Origin of the sequence: Tardiphaga sp. 37S4, from assembly GCF_021044645.1 — a bacterium.
In the GTDB taxonomy this organism is placed as follows: Bacteria; Pseudomonadota; Alphaproteobacteria; order Rhizobiales; family Xanthobacteraceae; genus Tardiphaga; species Tardiphaga robiniae.
Genome location: NZ_CP088008.1, coordinates 3090537 through 3108406, shown reverse-complemented (window position 1 = coordinate 3108406; position 17870 = coordinate 3090537). Strand labels below are relative to the sequence as shown.

Here is a 17870-nt window from a genome sequence, read left to right as displayed (position 1 = left end):
AACGCGTCAGCCCTTCGGCCGCTTCGGTGCCTTGCCGGAGCGGCCGCGCGGCGTGGCGGTGGCGCGCAGCACCTGTCCGACGATGGCGGCGGCCTTGTCGATCTCCTGTTCGTTCCAGGCGGAAAAGCCCATGAACAATCCCTGGCCGGCCACAGGTCCGGTGAAATACATCGATAGCGGGCGGCCGGTCACGCCGAGCTCGGCAAGTCGTGCCGAAATGGCGCGGTCGTCGCGATCGAGATCGAGATGGGCGAGCAACTGCATGCCGCCGGCGGGCGGTTCGATCGTCAGGTGATCGCCGGCATGAACTTGCAGTGCCTGCAGCAGGTGATCGCGCCTGCTGCGATAGACACGCGTCATCTTGCGGATATGCGCCGCGAAGTGACCGTCGTCGATGAATTCGGCCAGCGCATCCTGCACCGGCGCCGGCACGATATGGCTGCCGTGGCGCTGCGCCTTTTCGAACAGGTCGGCAAGATCCGGCGGCACGATGGCGTAGCCGCTGCGCACATCCGCGAACATCGGTTTCGAGAACGTGCCCACATAGAACACGCGGCCGCTGTCATCGAGGCCTTGCAGGGCGGCGACGGGGCGGCCGTCATAGTGGAATTCGCTGTCATAGTCGTCCTCGACGATGGCAGCCCCGATGTCATTGGCAAATGCAAGCAATTGCTGCCGCCGGCTCACAGGCATCAGCCGTCCGGTGGGGTGCTGATGCGACGGGGTCACGAAGATCAGCCGCGGGCGATCGCGCCGGCCTTTGATGGAGAGGCCGCTGCCATCCAGCGAAATGCCGCGCATGGTCGCGCCGGCCGCATTGAGCGCCGCATATGCGCCGCCATAGCCGGGGCTTTCGACCCAGGCGAGATCGCCGGCATCGAGTAACACGCGCGCGATGAGTTCAAGCGCAGACTGCGCCGATGGCATCAGGATGATCTGTCGTGCCTCGGCCCGCACGCCGCGATAGGCGATGAGATGGCGGAGCAGGGCGTTGCGCAACGAGGCGCGATTGATGGCGGGATCGCCGGTCGATCCGCGTCGCGCCGCGCGGCGCAGGCAGCGCGCCCAGATGTCGTGGGGAAACAGCCGCGCATCTGCCAGCGCCGGGGCCAACAGCAGTGGCCGCCCTTTGTTGATGAACGGCCAATCCGACTTCTGCACGCGCTCGGCCCAGCGCGACAGGCCGAGCGGCTTCGGCGTCTTGCCGGCAATGTTGGGCCCGGTCAGCAACGCCTTGCGCTCAGCGGCGGCGACCGTCGGGCGTCGTCCCTGCGCGACGTCGAGATAGCCTTCCATGGCCAACTGATCGATGACGGACGAGACGGTGTTGCGGGCGAGGCCGAGCTGCTGCGCGCAGTCGCGGCTCGACGGCAGGCGATGGCCCGGCGGCAGCGCGCCGCTCAGGATCGCCGCACGGAGCTGATCATAGAGCTGCCGCGTCAACGTCTCGCCGCTCGCGGATCCGCGAGCGATATCGATCAGCCCTGCGAGAATGTCGCCCATTAAACTGGCTCAGTCATTTTTACTGGAATGGATCTTTGATTGGGGCCAGTAAAACCTAGTGTCCTCGGTCTGTCGAGTGCGCCATGCACCGAAGCCGTGAGATGAAGCCATGTCCGAATATCCCCTGTCGCGCCGCACGGCGCTGCTTTTGTTTGCCGTCGTCGTGACCATGTGGGGGCTGAACTGGACGCTGACGAAATTTCTGGTGCAGCACATTTCGCCGCTGTGGTCGGTGGCGATCCGCGCGATCGTTGCCACGCTCGCTCTTGCGGCGATTACGCTGGCGCGCCGGCAATTCATCGTGCCGCGGCGCGGCGACATGCCTGTGATCGTCAGTGTCGCGGTGCTGCATATGGGCCTATTCTCGGTGCTCGTTGCCTTCGGCCTGCAATTCGTGCCGGTCGGGCGCTCCATCGTCCTCGGCTACACCACGCCGCTCTGGGTCGCGCCCGCCGCGTGGTTGCTGCTGCGCGAACCCGTTCCGCGAGAACGTCTCGCGGGCATCGTGCTCGGGCTTGCCGGCATCGCGGTCATGTTCAACCCGTCGGCGTTCGACTGGAGCAACGGCAACGCGCTGATCGGCAGCGGGCTGCTGTTGCTCGCGGCTTTGTGCTGGGCGGCGAATATCGTCTATGTCCGCGGCCACCGCTGGATCTCCGAGCCGTTTCAACTCGTGTTCTGGCAGGCGCTGCTCGCGAGCGTGCTGCTGACATCGCTGGCGCTGATCCGCGAAGGCGTCCCCGATATCGCCTGGACGCGCGAACTCGTCGGCGCATTGCTGTTCGGCGGGATCTTCGGCACGGCGCTGGCGCATTGGGCGATGGTGATCATCAACCGCAGCCTGCCGGCGACCATTACGTCGCTCGGTCTGCTGGCAACGCCGGTAATGGGCGTTGCGATTTCCGCGCTGGTGCTGGGCGAGGCGATCGAGCTGTCGCTGATCGCAGCGATGGCCATGATCCTTGGCGGGATCGTCATCGGAACGATGTCGCGCCGGAAGCCAGATGTTGTGCCGACGACGCAGCCTATCCCAGTTGCCGCCCGACCATCTCGCCAATCGCCGTGAACACCGTCTCCAATTGCGGAGTCGTCGGCGTGCCGCCCTGCGTATAGGCGGCGATGACGACGGGCTGGTCCGGCTTCGGCCAAGTCACGGCGATGTCGCCGGCGGCGTCCTTGCCGTTATTGCCGGTCTTGTCCCCGATCTTCCATGTCTTCGGCAACCCGGCGCGCAGGCGCTTGTCGCCGGTCTTGCAGTTCACCATCCAGTCGGTGAGCTGATCGCGCGACGTGGGCGTCAGCACATTGCCGGTGACGAAGCGTTTGACGTTGCCGGCCATCGCGGCAGGCGTGGTCGTGTCCTGCGGATTGCCGGGACGCGACCGGTTCAATAGCGGCTCGTTGTGATCGAGGCGCGAGACGCCGTCGCCGGTCTTGGTCCAGAAGGCGGTGAGGGCGGCCGGACCGCCGACGCGCGCCAGCAGCATGTTGGCGCAGGTGTTGTCGCTGAGTTCGACGATGGCCTTGCACATGTCGGCGACCGAGAGCGCGCCCTTGGCAAGATTGTCGCGCGCGACCGGTGCATATTGCAGAAGGTCTGCAGCGGCATAGGCAATCATCTGATCGGGCTTGTCTTCGCCGCGGTCGATGCGGGCGAGAACGCAGGCGGCGAGCGAGGCCTTGAACGTGCTGCACATCACGAAGCGCTCATGGGCGCGCCACGCGATCTTTGCGCCCGTCTTGAGGTTTTCGGCATAGACGCCGATCCGCCCGCCGGTGTCGCGTTCATAGGCTTGCAACGCTGCCGGCGCGTCCTTTGCCGTTTCCTTGGCAAAGGCCGGCCACGCCATGAGCGCCGGCGCAGCCGCCAGCAATGTTCGTCGATTGATCATCATGGCGTGTCATTCGCGGGCGAAGAGGGAGAATTGATGGCGGGCGATTGGAAGTCCGCAATTTCGCGGGGAAGGGGATTGCGCTACACTCTGATTCTGGCGCGGCCCACGCCTCCCCCCTCCAGCGGGAAAGTATCGATCATACCGGGCTCTCTGATCACCGAACCAACTGTTCGAGCATCAAGCATAAGGAGGGGTTGTGACAACGCTCGCACCAGGAGGTTCTCACAATGCGTCTTTCTGCGCCTGTTTATCAATTGAAGCGCAAGGCCAGGCTTCTCTCCCGCGCCGATAACATTCCGCTGCACGAGGCACTCGACCGGATCGCCGTGCGAGAAGGCTTTGCTGCCTGGAGCCTGCTGGTGGCGCGGATGTCTTCGGTGACACCTGCCGCGAAACTGTTCGAGCAACTGTCTCCTGGTGATCTCGTGCTGGTCGGCGCGCGCCCGGGCCATGGCAAGACGCTGATGAGCCTGAAGCTCGCCGTGGAGGCGATGCAATCCGGCCATCGCAGCGTGTTCTTTTCGCTGGAATACGGCGAAAAGGACGTGCTGGACCGTTTCAGTGCCATCGGCGTGGAGCGGGGGCGTTTCGATACGCTGTTCGCATTCGATAATTCCGACGACATCTGCGCGGACTACGTCGCCCGGAAACTGGCGGACGCGCCGCGCGGCACGCTTGTGGTGATCGACTATCTGCAACTGCTCGATCAGAAACGCGAGAACCCGGCATTGATGGTGCAGGTGCGCGCGCTGCAGTCATTCGCGAGGGAACGCGGGCTGATCTTCGTCTTCATCTCGCAGATCCACCGGTCCTACGATCCGGCTGTGAAGCCATGTCCTGATCTGGACGACGTCCGGTTGCCGAATCCTGTCGATCTCGGCCTGTTCAGCAAGACGTGTTTTCTGAACAACGGCGACATCAGGTTTCAGGCGGCGCGTTAGTCAACGACGCGGGCCATGAACAACAAGAGTCGTCATGGCCGGGCTTGTCCCGGCCATCCACGCCTTTCATGTCGCCAAGACGTGGATGCCCGGCACAAGGCCGGGCATGACGAAAACTTGGAACTTAGTACTAACGCAGAATTTTACGGCGCGGGGATCGCGAGCAGGCTCGAAATGCTGCTGCCGCGGATGTCGTAGACCTTGGCGAAGACGACGTCGTCGCGCTTGATCTCGGCAATCACAGGGGCGGTGAGGCCCTTGCAGTAGAACTCGCCAAGCGTCATCGCAAAGTCGGCCGACTGGCTGTCCCAGCCGATGGTGAAGTCGGGACCGAGCGCGACCTGTGCCGGACGCTGCGGGCCGCACACGGCGACCTTCCACTTGCGGCCGACCGGCGGGCTTTCCTGGCGCTCAATGATCTGCTCGCGCAGCGCATCGGAGGCCTGCTTCAGCGCAAGGCCCCAATAGTCCAGCATGTACAGCGCATCGGCCTGGCGAACGGTGCCGGCGATGTAGTTGAAGTGGGTGTACTGATACGGATGCAGCCGGATCATCTCGGCCGTCGGCAGCATCAGGCCGAAGGAGAACACGGCGACGGCAGCCGCTTGCGCGCCGCGATGATTGACGCGCAGCCAGTCCATCAGCGCCGCGAAAGCCGCGCCGCCGAGCACGGCCATCGGTGGGAGCACGAAGATGAAATGCCGGATGCCGTTATACAGCGCCGGGCGCTTCACCATGGCGATCACCAGCGGCAGAGTGGCGGCAAAGGTCAGCATCAACAGGATGGTCTTGCGACGCGCGGGCACGGTGTCGCGCGACAGCGACATGATGGTCAGCGCGATGCCGCCGAAGGTGAGGCTGAGCAGCACTTCCGGAAGCTGCAGCGCGAACAGCGTCGGCAAATAGGACCACGGCATGTCCGGCACCGAGATCATCGCGCCGTCGAACATCTCCTTCCACGGTTTCTCGAAGAAGTGAGAGAAGTAGCCTAGGGCGCGCAGCGGATTGGCGGGCTCGAGAATCGACCACGGCCAGATCAGGCCCATGATCAAATAGCCGAAAGCGAGGCCGGGCAGCAGCACGTAAAGGACATGCAGCAAGCGATGCACGCTCTCGCGCATGCCATTGGTGCGGACATCCTCGATCCACAGAGGCATGAAACCGATCACTGCGTAGATCAGCGTGAGGCCGGCGAGAATGCGGCAGCCGATCGCGCAGCCGGCGCCGACGCCGAGGATCAGGACCGTACGCGGCGACGGGTTCGGATATTCCTGCGCAAGGCGCACCAGCCCGAGCATCAGGATGACCATCGCTACGGCGAAAGGCGCATCCTTCGGGTTCATGAACATATGGCCGTAGAAGGTCGGGCACAGCGCCAGCAGCAGCAGCGTGGCGAGGCCGCCCACGGGGCCGGCGACACGGCGGCCGAGGCGCCAGGTGACGCCGAGGCCGATGACGCCGACGATCGCGCCGAGCAGGCGTCGCGTCTCGAACAGCTCCAGCGGGATGATCTTGTGCAGCAGCGCGGCCGCCATATCGAAGCCGCCGCCATACATGTAGAGATTTGCAAACGACAAAGCGCCGGTGTCGGTGAAGCCCGACCCGTACATCTTCAATAGAAGATCTGCATATTCAGCGTGAGTATAGTCGTCCCATCCGAGACCATAGTCCCGGAACGTGAAGCTTGCGACGATACTGACAACGACAAGCGCCAGGATGGCGAGGTCGTCACACGTCCGTTCCACCGAGCGCCTTACTGGCGTGTCGATGGCCGCAGTCGTAATCGATGACATGGCGATGGATAACCCGGTGTCCCCAATGGCTCGGCTTTAGCGCTCTTTGAGCCTCGTTTCCCCGGCATCGATATAGCGCACTTCTCTTTTGAAGTAATTGAGAATTGTGGCTGAAGTTTCTTAATGCGTTGCAACAAACAGGACAAGGTAAAAGCTTTACCGTTTAGGGATAGATCGGCGTCGGCTGTCCCAAACCTGTTGTCTCCGGTGGAAGAAAACTCTCCCAAAACTTACCACCAGGCCGATGTACAAGGGATGAACGCAAAATGCCGTTTGGCGGTGCACGCAATATGACGCTATCGTGGCACCCATGACGAGACTCGCGAGTGGTCCGTCGAGGAGTTCGAAGACTATGAAATTGCTGCTGATTGCCGGGATCGGGGTCATTCTGGCGGGCCTTGCCGCGATCGGCTTCGGCATTCCGGTCAAGGAATTCGGCTTCGGCAATACCCTGATCCTGACTGGAACGGTCGGCGCCTGCACCGGCCTGATCATGGTGAGCATGGCGCTCGCCGTCGGCGAGCTGAAGAAGTTTGGGCCGCAGGGCGAGATCGATGAACCGGTTCCGTCGCCCCGGCTGCCGCGCCGGGAACTGAAGTTGCCGCCGGTTCCGGGGGAGGACGCAGAGGAGGCGGATGACGCGCCCGCGTCGGGCCCGCTGTTCAGCCGCGACCAGCCGGCTGCGCGACCTGCCGTTCCGGAGCCAGGTGTTCCCCCATGGCAGGACGAAGTGCTGCGCGACCGCGAGCGGCTTGCGTCCGCTGCCGCCGAGGCACCGGTGCCTGAGGAGCCGAAGCGCCGCAATCTGCTGTTCCAGTCGTCGCGCCGGGAGCGGGAGAGGGCCGAGGCAGCTGCCGCATTCGAGGCGGCCATGCCAACGCCGGAGGCGCCCGCCGAGCAGCCGAAGAGTTTCGAGGATGCCTGGCCGCAGCCGGATCGGTCGCGCTCCGACGCGATCCGCCGCGCCGCCCGTACCTCGTCCTCGCCAAGCGACAAGCTGCCCGATGCCGCGCTGATCCCGGATCGCTACGTTCCGCCGACGCCGGCTGAAGAGCCGCCGCAAGCACCGGACGTCACCGTGCTGAAATCGGGGGTCGTCGATGGCATGGCCTATTCGCTGTATTCCGACGGCTCCATCGAGGCGCAGATGCCCGAAGGCATGATGCGCTTCGCCTCGATCGACGAGTTGCGTGAGCATCTCGACAACAGGGGCTGACGCCGCTCAGCCATTTCCGTTGGCGGTCACTTTCAGCTGATCTCGACTAATCTTGCGCGCAGAATGAAATCGGCGCGCTATACGTTGTTATTGCCCTCGTGGCTGTAATGCCCGCATGATTGTCAAGTAAAGTGCGGCTCCAATCCTTGAAAGACGACGGATCATGAACGACATCGCCGGCAAGAGCTTCATCGATCTCACGGCGACGATCGTGTCGGCCTATGTCGGTCACAATCCAACACCGGCGTCAGAACTGCCGGCGCTGATCGGTCAGGTTCACGCTGCCCTGGTGCGGGTGTCGAACGGCCGGCCGGAGGTCGCAGCGGAGCCGGCCAAACCGGCGGTGTCCGTCAAGAAATCGATGACCGCCGAATATCTGGTCTGTCTCGAGGACGGAAAACGCTTCAAGTCGTTGAAGCGCCATCTGCGCACGCAGTACGCGATGACGCCGGAACAGTATCGCGAGAAATGGGGCCTGCCGGCCGACTATCCGATGGTCGCGCCGAACTATGCGGTGGCGCGTTCGCAGCTCGCCAAGAAAATGGGGCTGGGTCAGCAGCGCCGCCGGCGCAAGTGACCTGAACAGGTGACCTGAGCAAGCGATCTGGGCGAGTGATCCCGCAAGTAATCCGCACAAGTAAAGCTAAGCAATAAAGTCAGGTTCCATCCGCAGGAACCAATATAGAACAAATCGGAGACGAAGAAAGTTCTACGTCGGGATGCGGGATACATCTCCCGCCACGCGCAATTGGTGTGTGACACCACAGGCAGGCGATACGTGAACTTGGCGAGTATGACGGGAGACTTTCAAGCGGACGTTGAGGCCATCCCGCGCATCGATGCCGTGCCGCGAATTCTGGACGTGATCTGTCGGACGACAGGGGTGGGCTTTGCCCGCAGGTCGTGGCCGAAGACTGCGATGAACTCTTCGCGCGCGCCGGCCGCGGATCAATCGCGGTCGCCGCCGGAAACCCGCTTTCTCAACGCCGCGGCTTTGAGCGATCGTGCGAAGGCACTGGTTCTTTTGAATAAAAGCCCAGGAAGGAATAAAGTCTAAAATTCTGCTTGCCGGGCCATTCTGGATGTGAGCTTATTATCCTAAATGGAGTCGCTCACGATGAAAACGTCCCGCAGCACCACCAGGCATCCCGACCGCGTCGATCACCATCGCGCGCAGCATCTGTCGCTGGAGACGCGACAGATCCTCACCGAGGACGGCGTCGCCAGCGTTCTCGTCAATGACAGTGAAAGCCCGCTCGGCTGGCTGGCCCGGCGCAAGGGCCGCGATGGCCGCAGCATGATCAGCCCGCATCAGTTCATCGCCGGCGAAAAGCTGCGCGCCGATTTCACGCGCGGCAACATGGCGCCGTGCATGACAGCGAACTGGGCCGCGCCGACCGGCGGCCGACCACGCGGGGCCGGCAGCAGTCCCGGCGAGATGACGGATATCATGATGACAGCGCGCCAGCGCGTCAGTCAGGCGCTGGAGGCTTGCGGGCCCGAATTTTCAGGGGTTCTGATGGATGTGTGCTGTTTTCTGCGTGGCCTCGAAGACATCGAGCGCGAACGCAACTGGCCGGCGCGCTCCGCCAAGATCGTGCTGCAACTCGCGCTGGATCGCCTCGCGCGGCACTACGGCTTCGCCAGTGAGGTCAGGGGACAGCCATCGAAAGTGCGAACCTGGCTCGCGGATGATGCGGCGTTCAAGAGCTAGGAACGCGGAGTCGATCGTAGGCAGCCGAGTGCGGATGGATGCGAGCCTGACGACGGGGAGGTCGGTGGCCGCGCTCACAGGCCCGCGACGCCAAGCAGCTTTCGTTGACGCATGCGCGTTTTGCCGCCATATACAGCGCATGAACAAGCTTCGATCAGCTGCATTGACCACCACGGCGACCGCTCACGGCGGATCGCCTTCTGGTCGCGCGCGCTAGAGACAAGCGTACTTCACCCAGAAAAGGCCCCGCCGGCGACGGACGGGGCCTTTTCTGTTTCTGATGATCCCCGTCCGCGCTTTTTCCCCTCGTAAGGAACACAGCCATGGACGATCTCGACCATAGAAATCTCGGCGTACAACTCAAACTCTGGCACCTGCAGGACGATGCGCCGGGCATGGTGTTCTGGCATCCGCGCGGCTACGCGATCTACCGGGTGCTGGAGGACTATCTCCGGCGCAAAATGCGCACAGCCGGCTATGCCGAGGTCCAAACGCCACAGCTGCTGCCAAAGGACTTCTGGAGCCGCAGCGGCCACTGGGACAAATTCCGCGAGCACATGTTCCGGGTCGATGACGGCGAGCAGACGATGGCACTGAAGCCGATGTCATGCCCCTGCCACGTGCAGATCTTCAACAAGGGTCTGCGCTCGTGGCGAGAGCTTCCAATCCGCTATGCCGAGTTTGGCGCTTGCCACCGCAACGAGCCGTCCGGTTCGCTCCACGGCATTATGCGAACGCGCGCCTTCGAGCAGGACGATGCGCATGTGTTCTGCCGCGAGCAGGACGTGGAGGACGAAGTCGCGCGCTTCATCGCTTTGCTGGGCGAGGTGTATCGCGACCTCGGCTTTCCCGACTACGAAGTGGCGCTGTCGACGCGGCCACCGGTGCGCGCCGGCGACGACGCGACGTGGGACTGGTCGGAGGCGAAGCTCGGCGATGCCGCGCGGCGCTGCAGCCTCGCGCCTCAAATCAATCCTGGCGAAGGCGCGTTCTACGGACCGAAGCTGGAATTCGCGTTGCGCGACCGGCTGGGACGATCCTGGCAGTGCGGCACGGTGCAGCTCGACAGCGTTCTCCCGCAGCGGCTCGACGCGTCCTACATCGCCGCCGACGGCAGCCGCGCAAGGCCCCTGATGATCCACCATGCCATCTTCGGATCGCTTGGCCGCATGATCGCGATCCTGCTCGAGCACCACGGCGGCGTGCTTCCTTTCTGGTTGTCGCCGGATCAGGTCGCCGTTGCGCCGATCTCGAAAGACCAGGCCGGATACGGCGCGGATGTCGTGGCGGCGTTCGAGGATGCGGGGATCCGGGCTGTTGCCTATAACGGCGCCGATACGCTTTCACGGCGCATCGTGGCAGCGCACGACATGGCGGTGCCGGTGATGGCGATCGTCGGCGGGCGCGAGATGAGGGACGGCCGGGTGAGCCTGCGCGAGCGCGACGGCTCACAGGCCGACGTTCCTCTGGCCGAGGCGGTGTCCCGGTTGCAGGCGAGGGCGCGGTCGGGCGCGCTTGGGGCTGAAGGCCGGTAAACGGGCCTCAGCTGCGCTCGATCCCTGGCGGAGAGTTGGCGCAGCACCCGCGGCCGCTCGAGCCTATGGGGTCACGCCCTGGTTCGCATCTGCCAGGGTCTCGGTGGCGTCCCGGCGGATGCGCTCGACCATGGCGCGCAGGCCGTTGGAGCGCTGCGGTGTGAGGTGTTCCTTGAAGCCGAGTTCGTCGAACACCTTGATGGCGTCGGTGGCCAGAATGTCCTCGGCCTTGCGGCCCGAATACAGCGTCAGCAGGATCGCGATCAGCCCGCGAACGATATGCGCGTCGCTGTCGCCGAGATAGCTGAGCACCGGCGTGCCGTGGTCGCGAGCGACCTGGCGCGACAGCCAGACCTGGCTCGCGCAGCCATTGACCTTATTGGCGGAGGAATGTTCCTCATCCGGCATCGGCGTGAGGCTGCGCCCGAGTTCGATGACGTACCGGTAGCGGTCGTCCCAGTCCTCGAGTAGCTCGAAATTATCGCGGATATCGTCAATCGTGGTCATCGGGGCCTGCAAGCAATGTCAGGCCCTATATAGGGACGAACAGCGCCGAAAGCGACCGCCGTTTGCGGTAATTATCCGCCGCAATCAGCCGTTTAGGGAGCAGCGGTGGGTGGCTGCCATTCGGCGGCGAGGTCGTCCTGGGTGAGCGTGTCGGGTTTGACCATGGCGATCGTCCCCTGGTTTTCACCTTCGCCACCGATGGAGCCGGTAGTATCCGGCTTCTTCTCGGTGATGATCTGGTAGATTTTCTTCGCGCCGTCCTTTGCACGTTCGCCGATCACGGTGGCCGCATGGCCGCCGACTTCGCAGGTGGCCGGCTGGCGCTTGCAGAATTGAGCCATGTCGGACATCGCCGCACTCGCAGCCGATACCGCATCGGACGCGCCGATCTGCGGCAGCTTGTCCGATTCCGGCGTCTTGTCCCTCGGCAGCAGCACGAGCACGAGCCCGAGCCAGAATGCCATGCGAAGCAGGAAGAACATCGCGAACCCCGTTAGTCTCTTCGAACCGTTGCGATTTGTCGCAATTGGGATCGAAGTTAGCAGCAGTCGATAAATTGCAAGTATTTGCGATGCGGTTAAATCGACGAAAATTCGCTTCATTCGGTTTGGCGTAAATTTTCCATTGATGAGCTGTTCGTGCGTTTTCCGACACGATGTTGGGGATGCACACTTTCGAAACCATATGGACGCGGCGATGGAAACTACTCGTTCACCATCGTTGTCGAATGGAAACGCGAAAACTCCTCTTAAATCAGCACTTACACGTTAGGCATGGCGAACGCGGCGGTCACTTTAGTGTTCGCTTAATGTCGCTCTGACACGTTGGCGCAACGATAAAAGGAGGCGTTTCGGCGCGTCTGAATTGACGATCAAGCCGAAGCGAGACCAGTGACAGTATCGACCATCATCCGCGACTGCCTTGATGCCATGCTGCACCCTTCAGTGCGCTACGATGCGCTGACGAGTGCGCGTCATCGCGCATTCATAGCGCCGCGTCTGCTCGGCAGCCTTGCGGCCTTTGCGGCTTTTCCTGTCTATCTCGCGCTGCGCGGCGCGCCGAACGCGATCGAGGTCGCGGCTTTCGCCTGGCTGATGGCGCCGATCCTCTGCTCATATTTTCTGTCGCGTACCGGCCGCTATGAAAGCGCACAGGTGCTGTCGTCCGTCGCACTCGCCGGCCTCGTGATGATGATGGCGATCTCCACCGGTGGCATCAATTCGTTCGCCGCGATCTGGCTTGTCGTGGTGCCGATCGAGGCGGCACTCTCGGCTTCGCGCCGTATCGTTGCCTTTGCATCGGCGCTGGCGCTGTCCTGCGTCGGCATTCTCATCGCGCTGACCAGCCTTGACTGGTTGCCCGCATCCGAAGCTGGTGTCGCCGGCCACGGCGTCTTCATGGGCTTTGGTATTGCCTCCGCCACCATTTATGCAGCAGGTCTGGCCTTCGGCGCGGAGTCGCTGGCGCGCACCAGCGTCTCGCTGCTCTATGTCGAGGAAGACCGCTATCGCCTGCTGGCGCGCAATATGAGCGACGTGATCTCGCGTCATCGTCACAATGGCGCCGTGCAGTTCATTTCGCCGGCGGCTGAAGCACTGGTCGGCGCTCCGGCGCAGCGGCTGCTCGGCCATGGCCTGTTCGATCGCGTCCATGTCGCGGATCGCCCGGCCTATCTCACGGCTCTGTCCGACGCCGCACGCGGCGGCGAAGCCCGCTCCGTCGAATTCCGCCTGCGCCGCGATGTCGTGCGCGGCAATGATCGCATGCGCCCGTCTGGCGCCGAATTCATCTGGGTTGAAATGCGTTGCCGCCCAATGGAGCAGGACGTCGATACGTCGATGCCGGTCAATGCCGATGCAGAAGTTGTGGCCGTGCTGCGAGATGTTACCGACCGCAAACTCCAGGAAGAGGCATTGGCACAGGCCCGCATCGAAGCCGAGCGCGCCGATGCGTCGAAGACGCGCTTCCTCGCCACCATGAGCCACGAGCTGCGCACGCCACTGAATGCCATTATCGGCTTCTCGGATATGCTGGTGCAGGAAGAGCTGATGATGCTCGATGCGACCAGGCGCAAGGAGTATGCCCAGCTGATCAACGATTCCGGCCAGCACCTGCTCTCGGTCGTCAACGGCATCCTCGACATGTCGAAGCTGGAATCCGGCAATTTCGAGATTTCGCCTGAGCCCTTCGCGCCACGTCCGGCGCTGATCAATTGTTGCAATCTGCTGGCGCTGAAGGCGCGCGAGAACGGCATCGATCTCATCACCGATGCGCCGAAGGATCTGCCTGAGGTCAACGGCGATCCGCGTGCATTCCGGCAAATCCTGCTCAACCTCGTATCCAATGCCATCAAGTTCACCGAGCGCGGCGGCAGTGTCACCGTGGCAGCGGGCGTCGAAGGATCGCGCTTGATGCTGCGCGTCAGCGATACCGGCGTCGGCATTGCATCGGACGATCTCGCGCGCATCGGCGATCCGTTCTTCCAGGCCGGCAAAACCTATCAGCGGCGCCATGAGGGCACCGGGCTCGGCCTGTCCATTGTGAAGAGCCTTGTCGGCATGCATGGTGGCGAGATGCAGGTGCAGAGCCGGATCGACGAAGGCACCACCATCACAATCGCGCTGCCGCTGGAGTTCACGCCGCAGGCTGAACACGTCAGCAATATCGCGATCTTGAATCCCGCGGCGCGCACCGCGCCGTCCGACCAAGCCCATCAGGTGAAGAAGAGTGCCTAAAGCCAGTTCCAAAGCGACCAAGTCCAAACGCGGCCGCGCCGTCGCCATCGTCGACGAGCCCGCGGAGCGCGGCATCGTCCTGCGCGTGCTGCTGCACAGCCCGAAGGACATGGTCGCCGGGTTGATCGCGTTCGCGGCGGTCAGCGCCATCATCGCCAATGCGATCTTCCTGCAGAAGGGCCATCATCCGTCGCCGATGTTCGGTTCGAGCACCGTCGTTGCGTTTCCGGCACCGGCGCAGGTCGCCAATCCGCTGCCCAAGCCGCGTCCGCTGGATGCTGCTTCGCCGGACACCAAGCTCGATTCCCGCATGCTGGATTCCAAGCCGGTCAACAGCGCCAATGAGCCGAAGCCGTCACTCGCCGCCAAACCCGTCGAGCAGCGCGCGGCCGATCCGGTCGGCAATCTCCTGAAGGCGCCGGCACCACCGGCGTCACCGGCGACCACGGGCGCCGTGGCACGCCCGCCGGCGGCGATCCCGAATGCAACCCGCACCGATCCGCTCGGCGACCTCATCACCAATACGCGCCGCGTCGCCGCTGTTCAGCGTGCGCTCACCGAATACGGCTACGGTCAGCTCAAGCCGACCGGCAATGTCGGCTCGGACACTGCGGCTGCGATCCAGCGCTTCGAGCGTGAGCGCAAGCTGCCGGTCACCGGCCAGGTGTCCGATCGCATGGTGCGCGAACTCGCCACTGTCACCGGCCGCGCGATCGACTAGCGCTGCCGGGCTGCTGGCCCGGCGATGCGGTTCACGACATTTCGAGTTCGACGCGTGCCTGCTTCTTCGTCTTCGCGTCCGACACCTCGATTTTGACGCGCTCGCCGAGGGCAACGAGAAATCCAAACAGGCGCTCATAAGAGTAGCCGCTGAACTGCCCGCGCAGCAGCTTGGAGACGTCGGGCTGGGCAAGGCCAATCAGCTTGGACGCCTGTGCCTGAGTTAGCCCTTTGCTTTTGATGCGTGCGGCAATGCCGAGAACGATCTCTGCCTTGATGAGATGCTCATCAGCGTTTGGCAGGCCGAGGTCGGCGAATACGTTGCCGCTGCTCTTTGTGCTTGCTGGCTTTTTCATTGCTGCTCTCCATGGCTTCTTCGTAAAGCGCCATTGCGTCTTTTAGACGGGATTTGATCAGGTCAATCTCGGTCTTAGGGGTCTGGATCCCGGATTTCGACTTCTTCTGAAACGCGTGGAGAACGTAGACCATGCCCTTCAGTTTGATGGTGTAGACCGCGCGAAATGTATCGCCATCAAAATCAGAGACGATCTCCACAACGCCTGCGCCGTGGAAGCCTTTTAAAGGCTTCGCATCCGGGTGCTTCTTGCCTTTCTGGGCCGCACGCAGAGCAAAACCAATGCATACCTTCACGGGCACCGGAAACTCCGAAAGATCGTCTTTCGACGACCCTACGAATTCCAAGGGTGTGTCGGTGGGTGACATTCTGATATTGATGCCGGGCGACGTTGCGCGTTATAGTCATAATACTATAAACGGGCGTCGCGTCAATTGCGCATTTCGGGCTTGGTCCTCGGTCTCGAAGTCACCTCGCAATCTCGTTCTCCGGAGTAATCAAGGGCTCAGATGTCACGATTGAAGTCAGCCATTTGGGTCGCAGCCTATCTGCGCCGTTGCCAGACCGAAGGCGTGTTCGGCGCCGTGCGCCGTCGTGGTGCAGAGGAGGCGGGCGCCGTATTCGTGAAGGTCGCGCTGCTGGATGGCACCGCGATGCTCTACACGCCGGCGCCGCAAAGCGCCTATGACGAGAGCCGCCCTGTCGACCGCGTCTTCGCAGCCTCGCCGCCGCAGCCCGTCGAAGAACGCAAGATCGAAGAGCGCTTGCAGAAGGAGATCTCGTTCGATCCCGACGTCTGGATCGTCGAGACCGAGGACAAGGCTGGACGGCATTTTCTCGAATTGGCGAAGGGCTAGCGCCCCGGCGAATTTCTGATGCGCGTGATATCCTCGCCTGGCTGAACGCCCGGTCGTGCCTGCGGCGCGCTTGGCCGCGCGCGCTGGCGTTCGTCGTCATAGAGCGCAGGGCGGAACTTGGCGCGCGTCGCTGCCATATGCGCGCCGCGCCAGGCGGCCACCATGATCAGTGCCGAGCGTTCGCTCAGCACGTCATACATGCGCGCGATCCGGTAGACGTTCGTCACCGAGGTGCCGAATTCCGGATTGAGGAACAGCAGCACGCGCTGGAAGATGTCGCTCTTCATGCCGAGCGCCTTGGCGCAGCAGGCAAGCGGCTCGCCGCCGGGGTCGCTCACGACCTGTTCGGCAATGGCGGCAGGCAGCATCAGGGCTTCGCTCAGCTCGCGTGCGAAGTTGTCGCGGTCTTCGGCGAAGGCGGCCATTTCGAGGATATGCATGGCGCGGGCGGCGCGCGCTTGCGGGATCCGGGCGGAGGATCGCAGCGGCGTTTCAGCGAGGTTATGCAGGATCTGCGCACGCTCGCTGCTCGATGCGGCAAAGAATAGCGTACTGATTTCGGACGCGTCCCTGGGCGCCATGGCCATATTGGCGGCGACACGCATCTGCGCTTCGCTCGGCTGCTTCGCGATCGGGGCGGGAGATTCTGCGGCGGAAATGGGCTGCGCGAGCGGCACCGATTGGCCGGGTTCGGTCGGGCGCAGATTGAGCCGGTTGAGGATCGCGCGCGGGGTGTTCGGATAGATCGACAGCCGCGCGCGCACCGCAGCGCGGGTGGCGTCGTCGACCTGATCGATCAGGCGCGCGGTGAGTTCGACGAACTGCTTCTCTTCGTCGATCGTATGGTTCGGTGCCTGGACATAAAGATCCGTCAGCACGCGCAGCAAGGTCGGTCGCACGTCCACACCTTCGCGACGCGAGAGCGTCAGCAATCCGTCAAAGCCCGGAAACATTGGAGGTGAGGCAGGCATGGCATACGCTTACTAAGGGAACCTTGCCTCAAATTATCGCGGACGCATTAATATGTGTTTAACCATGGGCCTCTGGCCGAGGCAGATCTGATTCCGACGAGTCGCTTTAGGCCTGGGCGTTGTAGTAGCGCGGCATCTCGCGAGGCCTGATGGCCCGTTCGGCCCGGCGGCCCATGAAATACACGCCTGACGCCGCGTCGGCGCGGGCACGCGAGCGGCCGAGGCGATCGAAGTAGCGCAGCCAGAAGAATGGCAGGGTGAAGAGGCGCGAGAATTTGTCGCCGGCGCCCAGCGTGCGTGAAAAATACCGGATCGACCAGAGCAGGCCGATACCAGCGCCGCTGACGGCGCCGGCGTCGATCTCGGTGAATTTCTTGAACAGCCAGCGATGTCCGCTCTGGGTGAAGCGCGAGAAGTCGTAGGCGCGTTCGTGCACCTGCTGCATGAAGGGCGTCTCGGCATAGACAATGCCGTTCTGGCGCAGCACCCGATGGATTTCGGCCGCGACGGTGGCCGGCTCCAGAACGTGTTCGAGCACAGCCTGAATCCAGACGCCGTCAAAGGTCGCGTCCTCGAATGGCAGTCTGTGCGCGTCGGCGACCAGCGCGGTGTTGTCGGTGGAGAACACGTCGGTTCCGACGACTTCGACATCCGGATCATCATAGAGGCAGTCCGCACCGGAGCCGACGGTGCCACCGCCGACAACGAGCACGACGGGTCTCGCAGTTTCCTGCTTGAGAAGGTCGAGGAATTTCTCGCAGTTCTTGGCCGCGACAGGATTTTCACCAAACGTGAAGCGATGCAGGCGCGTACCGATCGATTGGCCGGCGACATCCCGCGGCATCACCGAGCCATTGTCGCGATGATACAAGCGGCGGTCGAACACGCTGGACTCGAAGTCAATGAGTACCGGCTGCCCATCGACAACCGGGAATCCGGCATCACTGTAGTCGCAGTTATAGTTCACGCAGGACGGCTTGGTCTGAATGTCGGAGATCGACGAGCCGCAGCGCGGGCAGCGCATGCGGAATTTCCAGTCCGTAGAATGGGAGCATTCCATCAGGGTTCCAACGATATCGCTCATGAAAAAATGCGCCCCTATACCATTCCACTTTTGGTCAATGCTGC

General features: G+C 63.0%; 18 protein-coding genes. 9 read left to right on the top strand and 9 right to left on the bottom strand.

The features are described from left to right. Positions 1-6: 6 nt before the first annotated feature. Entirely contained in the window at positions 7-1503 is a 1497-nt protein-coding gene (locus tag LPB73_RS15145) for a PLP-dependent aminotransferase family protein (RefSeq protein WP_231077369.1), read from the bottom strand. A 109-nt stretch (positions 1504-1612) separates the two neighbouring features. Here LPB73_RS15145 and LPB73_RS15140 point away from each other — a divergent pair, with 109 nt between their 5' ends. Next, positions 1613-2569 (top strand): DMT family transporter, encoded by a 957-nt coding sequence (locus LPB73_RS15140; RefSeq protein ID WP_175367496.1) that lies wholly within the window; start codon positions 1613-1615, stop codon positions 2567-2569. On the opposite strand, the gene bla is transcribed toward LPB73_RS15140, so the two are convergent. Then, a complete protein-coding gene (gene bla, locus LPB73_RS15135; RefSeq protein ID WP_175367495.1) occupies positions 2529-3398 on the bottom strand; it encodes a class A beta-lactamase in 870 nt (289 codons plus the stop codon). The genes LPB73_RS15140 and bla overlap by 41 nt on opposite strands. A 227-nt stretch (positions 3399-3625) precedes the next feature. Between bla and LPB73_RS15130 the strand changes: the two genes are divergently transcribed. Next, a complete protein-coding gene (locus LPB73_RS15130; protein WP_175367494.1) occupies positions 3626-4339 on the top strand; it encodes a DNA helicase in 714 nt (237 codons plus the stop codon). A 143-nt stretch (positions 4340-4482) separates the two neighbouring features. Here the strand turns inward: LPB73_RS15130 and LPB73_RS15125 are convergent, their stop codons facing one another. Continuing rightward, complete coding sequence (locus LPB73_RS15125) at positions 4483-6132, bottom strand: glycosyltransferase family 39 protein (RefSeq protein WP_231077368.1); 1650 nt, start codon at positions 6130-6132, stop codon at positions 4483-4485. Positions 6133-6484: 352 nt separating this feature from the next. Between LPB73_RS15125 and LPB73_RS15120 the strand changes: the two genes are divergently transcribed. From LPB73_RS15120 to thrS, 4 genes are all read left to right on the top strand, one after another. Further along, the gene (locus tag LPB73_RS15120) at positions 6485-7348 is read left to right on the top strand and encodes a hypothetical protein (RefSeq protein ID WP_231077367.1); all 864 of its coding nucleotides are present in this window, start codon (positions 6485-6487) and stop codon (positions 7346-7348) included. A gap of 163 nt (positions 7349-7511) precedes the next feature. Then, entirely contained in the window at positions 7512-7925 is a 414-nt protein-coding gene (locus LPB73_RS15115) for a MucR family transcriptional regulator (RefSeq protein WP_089267012.1), read from the top strand. A gap of 540 nt (positions 7926-8465) precedes the next feature. Next, positions 8466-9062 (top strand): DUF6456 domain-containing protein, encoded by a 597-nt coding sequence (locus LPB73_RS15110; protein ID WP_231077366.1) that lies wholly within the window; start codon positions 8466-8468, stop codon positions 9060-9062. 323 nt (positions 9063-9385) lie between these two features. Then, a complete protein-coding gene (gene thrS, locus LPB73_RS15105) occupies positions 9386-10597 on the top strand; it encodes a threonine--tRNA ligase (RefSeq protein WP_231077365.1) in 1212 nt (403 codons plus the stop codon). 63 nt (positions 10598-10660) lie between these two features. On the opposite strand, the gene LPB73_RS15100 is transcribed toward thrS, so the two are convergent. Next, positions 10661-11104 carry a SufE family protein gene (locus LPB73_RS15100; RefSeq protein ID WP_068734257.1) on the bottom strand — a complete coding sequence of 148 codons (444 nt, stop codon included), beginning with the start codon at positions 11102-11104 and terminating at the stop codon, positions 10661-10663. A 92-nt stretch (positions 11105-11196) separates the two neighbouring features. Next, positions 11197-11586, bottom strand: a complete 390-nt coding sequence (locus LPB73_RS15095; RefSeq protein WP_231077364.1) for a DUF5330 domain-containing protein — start codon at positions 11584-11586, stop codon at positions 11197-11199. A gap of 408 nt (positions 11587-11994) precedes the next feature. On the opposite strand from LPB73_RS15095, the gene LPB73_RS15090 reads away from it, so the two are divergent. Both LPB73_RS15090 and LPB73_RS15085 read left to right on the top strand, forming a co-directional pair. After that, the gene (locus LPB73_RS15090) at positions 11995-13839 is read left to right on the top strand and encodes a PAS domain-containing sensor histidine kinase (protein ID WP_231077363.1); all 1845 of its coding nucleotides are present in this window, start codon (positions 11995-11997) and stop codon (positions 13837-13839) included. Next, entirely contained in the window at positions 13832-14560 is a 729-nt protein-coding gene (locus LPB73_RS15085) for a peptidoglycan-binding domain-containing protein (protein WP_231077362.1), read from the top strand. The genes LPB73_RS15090 and LPB73_RS15085 overlap by 8 nt, the downstream gene beginning before the upstream one ends. 31 nt (positions 14561-14591) lie before the next feature. On the opposite strand, the gene LPB73_RS15080 is transcribed toward LPB73_RS15085, so the two are convergent. Together LPB73_RS15080 and LPB73_RS15075 are read right to left on the bottom strand one after the other, a co-directional pair. Then, positions 14592-14915, bottom strand: a complete 324-nt coding sequence (locus tag LPB73_RS15080) for a helix-turn-helix domain-containing protein (RefSeq protein WP_089267016.1) — start codon at positions 14913-14915, stop codon at positions 14592-14594. Continuing rightward, positions 14848-15282, bottom strand: coding sequence for a type II toxin-antitoxin system RelE/ParE family toxin (locus LPB73_RS15075; protein ID WP_120290804.1), 435 nt, complete (start codon positions 15280-15282; stop codon positions 14848-14850). The genes LPB73_RS15080 and LPB73_RS15075 overlap by 68 nt, the downstream gene beginning before the upstream one ends. 141 nt (positions 15283-15423) lie before the next feature. On the opposite strand from LPB73_RS15075, the gene LPB73_RS15070 reads away from it, so the two are divergent. Continuing rightward, the gene (locus LPB73_RS15070; protein ID WP_175367485.1) at positions 15424-15771 is read left to right on the top strand and encodes a DUF1491 family protein; all 348 of its coding nucleotides are present in this window, start codon (positions 15424-15426) and stop codon (positions 15769-15771) included. Here the strand turns inward: LPB73_RS15070 and LPB73_RS15065 are convergent. Then, positions 15768-16742 carry a DUF2336 domain-containing protein gene (locus LPB73_RS15065; protein ID WP_231077361.1) on the bottom strand — a complete coding sequence of 325 codons (975 nt, stop codon included), beginning with the start codon at positions 16740-16742 and terminating at the stop codon, positions 15768-15770. The genes LPB73_RS15070 and LPB73_RS15065 overlap by 4 nt on opposite strands. 106 nt (positions 16743-16848) lie before the next feature. Further along, positions 16849-17826, bottom strand: coding sequence for a class I SAM-dependent methyltransferase (locus LPB73_RS15060; protein ID WP_231077360.1), 978 nt, complete (start codon positions 17824-17826; stop codon positions 16849-16851). Between the last annotated feature and the right edge of the window lie 44 nt (positions 17827-17870).